Below are 5,035 nucleotides of genomic sequence, written 5' to 3' on the forward strand. Positions count from 1 at the left end.
CAGTAGCATTCAATGCTGTAATTGCACGTGTATTAAAAGCTGAAATAAAGACAAGTTTCCGTGGTTTGTTAGAAAAATCCATTAAAACTGAAATTAATACAAAATCATCTGAATCCAATAACAACCCCGTACGCTCTGAAATTGTACCTAAGTGGCTTAAAGAAGAAACGGCAGAGAAAGAAAAAGAAGAGTCCGCTTTTAGTCAAGAGCTTAAAGAGGTAAAAAATTGGGATTCATTATCAGATAATTATAAAGAAGCCATTTCACCTGCAATTTTAAAAGCAATAAATACAGGTCGTAGCGATCAACAAATTTCAGCTGTATTTGGAATTGTTATTCAAGATATAGCTAAATTACGTAAAAATGAAGAAGATAAAAAACGTTTAGAAGAAATTAAAAAAGAGTATAGAAGAGACTAAAATACATTCCGTTTATATGCTTAAAGCAGACTATGAGCACCTGCACCTATATGCTAAGATGATGATGACAACATATAGGAGGTCTATTACTTATGGGCTTATTTGGAACTAAAAACGCTAAAACTATTACAGATACAGAATTTTCGTGGAAAGATATTAAAATTAAAATTACAGATACATATGTAGAGTCTTCAGGTCTAATTAACTTTGTTCGTGTTCCTAAGAAGCACATCGAAACAGTGACTTATGAAATCAAAACAGGAAAAGTATCTATGTCTGTAGATATAAACCTTGTTGGAAAAGGTGTAGTGCTTGGAACTATTGCTGTAGGTATTGATTTGAAGGAAGAGGTTCAAGATTGGTTACTGAAAAATTTAGATTTAATATAGGGTATTGTATGGCATGTTTGGTTAAATTATAATTAAAGAGCAAACCGCAGTATGATTGTGTTCATATAACTCGTACAGTTTGCTACCAACATTCTGTACAACCACTTTGTGTAGGTCACGCCAATATGATCTATATAAACCCGTTGTACGCTAATACTACGGGAACCCTATTGTTTTTATCGCAATAGGGTTTTATTTATGTTCTTTTTTGTTAACTAATTGCAACCTTTTAGCAAGACTTTAGCTGCGCACGTCGAATTACTACTGGTGAGGTGATGGCGTGGTGATGAAAGAATGGTATTCGATCCAAGAAGCAGCGGATACGTTGGGTATTAGCCATACTTCTATTTCAAGATACCTGCATACTTATCCGGACTTTTTCAAAGTGAAATCTGTTGGTAGAAAAAAGATGATCTTTAGCGAAGGATTACCCCTGCTCAAGCAGATAAAAGAATTATACGCAAAAGGTATACAGACGCATGAGATTTTGGAAGAGCTGCAAGGATCTATCCCGGTATATCATGATGTACGTAATGATGATGATGTGGTGAATGAATTGTCATTGGCAAAGATGGAGCCATTTCTAAAGAGTTTGGAGACCATAGTTAACCAGCAACGTAATTTATCTGAACAGAATACGCTTTTAGTTGAACAAGTTATAAAATCCGATCAACGAGCAGAGCGAATTCACGAGCAATTATTGCAATCAGATAAACGGAACCAGGAACTTCAGGACCAACTGCAAGATCTTACAAGCAAAATGAACACTCTTATAGAAATGCAGGAAGCAGCTGCTACAACAGAAAAACAACCGTGGTATAAACGAATACTAAAATAAGCACGGCAGCAAGAATCCCTTGTGGACGTCTTGTTGTTTTTCTTTCACCAATAGTGGTACACGATTTTTTATAAAAATGGAGATGATAATTTTGACTTGGGACCAGTCGATTCATGAGTTTCTTTTGTACATGCAAGGAAACGGCCGAAAACTCTCTACTGTGCAACGATATCGTTATGATTTGGTGTTATTCGCTTTATGGTTAGAAAATAGCGAGGACGCCCTGCAACGCCCATTTAAACGGAATATAACTACAGATAGGTTTAAACAATATTTAAATGCAGCGAAAACAACCCGCAATTGCTCCCCTACTTCTTTAAAAAGGATTAGTGGTGTAATAATAAACTTTCTGGATTATCATGGAGTATTCTTAGAATCCGTAGATCGTGGGAAGCAGGAGTTATTACAATTACATAACTTTGCTTCTGATACAGAAATCGAACGGCTGCTGCAGACAATGAAAAGTCTGGAGGAATTAACCCCCTACCAAATAGCCGGCAGAAGTCATATTCTTAATCGCAATCTACTAATCGTACGTTTAATGATCTATTACGGATTTAGTATTCACGATCTCACCAATTTAACCATGCAGGATGTTAACTTTGGACAAGGCGTACTATTCCCTACTGCTGCAGGCGGTATAAAACGCGCTATCCCCTTACATGAATCAGATCGTAAATTACTCTTGGCCACATACAAAGACATCCCAGAACCCGTACAACCGCGCCAAAATACGCTAGACCCACTTTTCGTAACGTTTCATCATGCTACAGGTACGTTCCAGTGGGATTACAGTACAGATTCGCCAAAAAAATTAACAAAAATAGCGATGCAGCGAATGCTACAAAAAGAAATTAAACGCGCAAACATTCACCACCTCTCCCCCACTACACTACGTAACCGGCACATACTAGATTCGCTCCGGAGTGGTATTAGCGGCGCAGAGATAAAAGTTCTGCTCGGTATGAAAAGCATAGAAGCAATGCACCGATACATTATCTTTTGGCGCTCCTCCCCTCTCTCAGAAAAATATCGGAAAATTTGGAGGGCACATATATAAATTTCATACAGAAACCCTATTGTATAGCGGTTTCTCTTTTTATCCCTAAAAAAGGTGTTACCTTAGTGACACTTTTTGTTGAAAAGGTGTTACCTTAGTGTTACTATATTAGTGAGACATAGATTTTGAGGAGATGATAATTATGTTTTTAACGGCTTCCGTGGATGCTGGTAACGATGCATTAAAAGCCTTTATTGGCGGATTAGGGGAAGATCACAAGGTATATATCCCTAATGTAATTAAAAAGATGGACGATCGTCCGATTCTATCTTTAGGAGATGATCCACTATCAGAATTACATTTACGTATTACAAGTAGTGCGATTAACATTTCTGGTACTTACGCTGTTGGTACATTAGCAGTAAAAGAAAAAGATAGCTCACATATTCCTGCTACAGTCCTTAAAAGTGAATCGGATCAAACGGTAATTTTGACTCTTACTGCACTAGCTTACTACGCAGCAATGCACAGCAAAGCTAGAAAAGTAGAGGTAGAGTACTTACTATCGTCAGGACTTCCAGTAGATGAGGTTAAAGCAGATAAACGTGCGGCTTTTAAAGAAAAATTAATCGAAGGTACTCACGTTATCGAATTTAAAAAGACGCCATTACTTGAAGGTAAAACAGTTAATATCAAATTCCGCGACGCATTTATGAACGTTGAAGGATTTGGCGCAGTAATCAACCTTACTGTAGACGATAAATTACAAGCGATTAATGACGAATTGAAGAAGAAAAATATCTTAATCAATGATATGGGTGGTAATACTACCGATAAAGCTGTAATTCGTATGGGCAGAATCGATAATGAATATTCATCAGGATCACCATTAGGTATTGGCGAATACTTAGATGCAATTAAAAAAGAAGTCTTTACTACGTTCCGTGTAGATGTCTTTAAATCTCGTAGACAGCTTGTTGAAAACATGACTGCAGAAAAAGAAGCTTTTATAATTAGACCGCACGGAAAAGCGGAATCCTATCAAGCGATTGCCGAAAAACACTTAATGGAATTTGCAATGAGAGAATATGCTGATCTAGTTGATAAGTGGAAAGAAGTTGGGGATTTACACTCTATTTATAACGTAGGTGGATCCGCTGCAATCGCTAAACCTTTCTTAGAGCAAATTAATAAAGAAAATAATCAATTTGAAATGCACTTCTTAGATACAGAGGAAAGTATCTGGAGCATTGCAAAAGCATACTACAAACTATTATTAATTATCGCTAAGCAAAAGGGACTAGACCTAAAAAAATAGGTGGTATACATGAAGAAAAATAATAGCGTTGAACCCGGAAAAACCTTCTCTGTTAAAGTTCCTGTTAACGCAGATCCTGTAACATTGGATTTCTTAAATAGAGAGCGTTCGATTTCACGAAATAAATTAGTTTATGGGATTGTTGATCGCGAAGCAAAGAAAGAGCAGGGTTCTGAAATTACGCTTCCTCTTAATTTAGATTTAAGTGAAGCAGAGCGAGAACAACTCTTAGAACCAAATACGCTCAGATCAATTGAAGTGTTTATACAGACATTAATAGGTCAACAAAAAGAAGTAGGTATCACTCCTGCTGCTGAACCAACAAATGAAGTAGGAGCATCTGATGTGGCAGGATTTTTAGATTACGAATAAATTGAATACAAAAAGAGAACGCTCTTCCCAGCTTGGCGGCAATGAAAGAGCGTTCCCTACACATTATCTATGAGATGAAAGGATGATTTGACATGGCAAATACCCTATACAAAATCACAAATAATGAGGTTATTGTACCACAACATAAAAGCAAAAGTGATTTTTTCGGAATGTTTCGTAATTTTATAGTTGCGAAATATAACGCAGTTAACGAATGGTTCGGTATCGATGGAGCAGCTTCAGATCGCTTATGGTTCTACGGAACGATTTCTCTAGCTATATTCCTATTATCATTTACTTACCTTGTATCTGGCCTAGTATTTGGCTTTTAAGGCGTGGTGATTGATATGATAAACCATAAGGAGCTTATGCATGAGGCGTGGGATATAGCTAAAAGCGGCGCGGTTCGTTTTGGTGGTAAAGCTAAAGAATATTTATCTACTTCTTTAAAAATTGTTTGGGAGCAGGTTCGTAAAGTAATGAAAATAAATTCTAAATTAGAAACAATGGAACAAATGCTAGATTCATTGCAATCAAATCGTAGGGAGTATGCAGCATATGTGCATAATGTGCTGCTTCCCTTCGCGAAAGATGGCCAACTTATTACAAAGAAGCTTATGAACGCTATTTACAAGGTCATAGGATTTAAAAACAGTATTGATCCTGGTACAAAATCTATAATTAGATACACAAAACGAT

General features: G+C 36.7%; 8 protein-coding genes. All 8 read left to right on the forward strand.

Annotation, left to right across the window (positions count from 1 at the left end; genetic code table 11):
• The coding region (locus VJ786_RS16440; RefSeq protein WP_336558053.1) for a hypothetical protein at positions 1 to 419 on the forward strand (419 nt) is incomplete at its 5' end.
• Between the two features lie 92 nt (positions 420 to 511).
• Positions 512 to 808 carry a hypothetical protein gene (locus VJ786_RS16445; protein WP_336558054.1) on the forward strand — a complete coding sequence of 99 codons (297 nt, stop codon included), beginning with the start codon at positions 512 to 514 and terminating at the stop codon, positions 806 to 808.
• A gap of 286 nt (positions 809 to 1,094) precedes the next feature.
• Positions 1,095 to 1,646: a hypothetical protein gene (locus VJ786_RS16450; RefSeq protein ID WP_202283810.1), complete on the forward strand. Its 552-nt coding sequence runs from the start codon at positions 1,095 to 1,097 to the stop codon at positions 1,644 to 1,646.
• Positions 1,647 to 1,722: 76 nt separating this feature from the next.
• Positions 1,723 to 2,706, forward strand: coding sequence for a tyrosine-type recombinase/integrase (locus tag VJ786_RS16455; protein ID WP_307832973.1), 984 nt, complete (start codon positions 1,723 to 1,725; stop codon positions 2,704 to 2,706).
• Between the two features lie 142 nt (positions 2,707 to 2,848).
• Complete coding sequence (locus tag VJ786_RS16460) at positions 2,849 to 3,964, forward strand: ParM/StbA family protein (protein WP_202283795.1); 1,116 nt, start codon at positions 2,849 to 2,851, stop codon at positions 3,962 to 3,964.
• A gap of 9 nt (positions 3,965 to 3,973) precedes the next feature.
• Positions 3,974 to 4,336: a hypothetical protein gene (locus VJ786_RS16465; protein ID WP_202283796.1), complete on the forward strand. Its 363-nt coding sequence runs from the start codon at positions 3,974 to 3,976 to the stop codon at positions 4,334 to 4,336.
• A 92-nt stretch (positions 4,337 to 4,428) separates the two neighbouring features.
• Positions 4,429 to 4,668 carry a hypothetical protein gene (locus VJ786_RS16470; RefSeq protein WP_202283797.1) on the forward strand — a complete coding sequence of 80 codons (240 nt, stop codon included), beginning with the start codon at positions 4,429 to 4,431 and terminating at the stop codon, positions 4,666 to 4,668.
• Positions 4,669 to 4,683: 15 nt separating this feature from the next.
• Positions 4,684 to 5,035, forward strand: a 352-nt coding sequence (locus tag VJ786_RS16475) for a hypothetical protein (protein ID WP_336558055.1), incomplete at its 3' end; no start/stop codon positions are given.

It is taken from the genome of Sphingobacterium tenebrionis (assembly GCF_037126265.1).
GTDB classification, from domain to species: domain Bacteria; phylum Bacteroidota; class Bacteroidia; order Sphingobacteriales; family Sphingobacteriaceae; genus Sphingobacterium; species Sphingobacterium tenebrionis.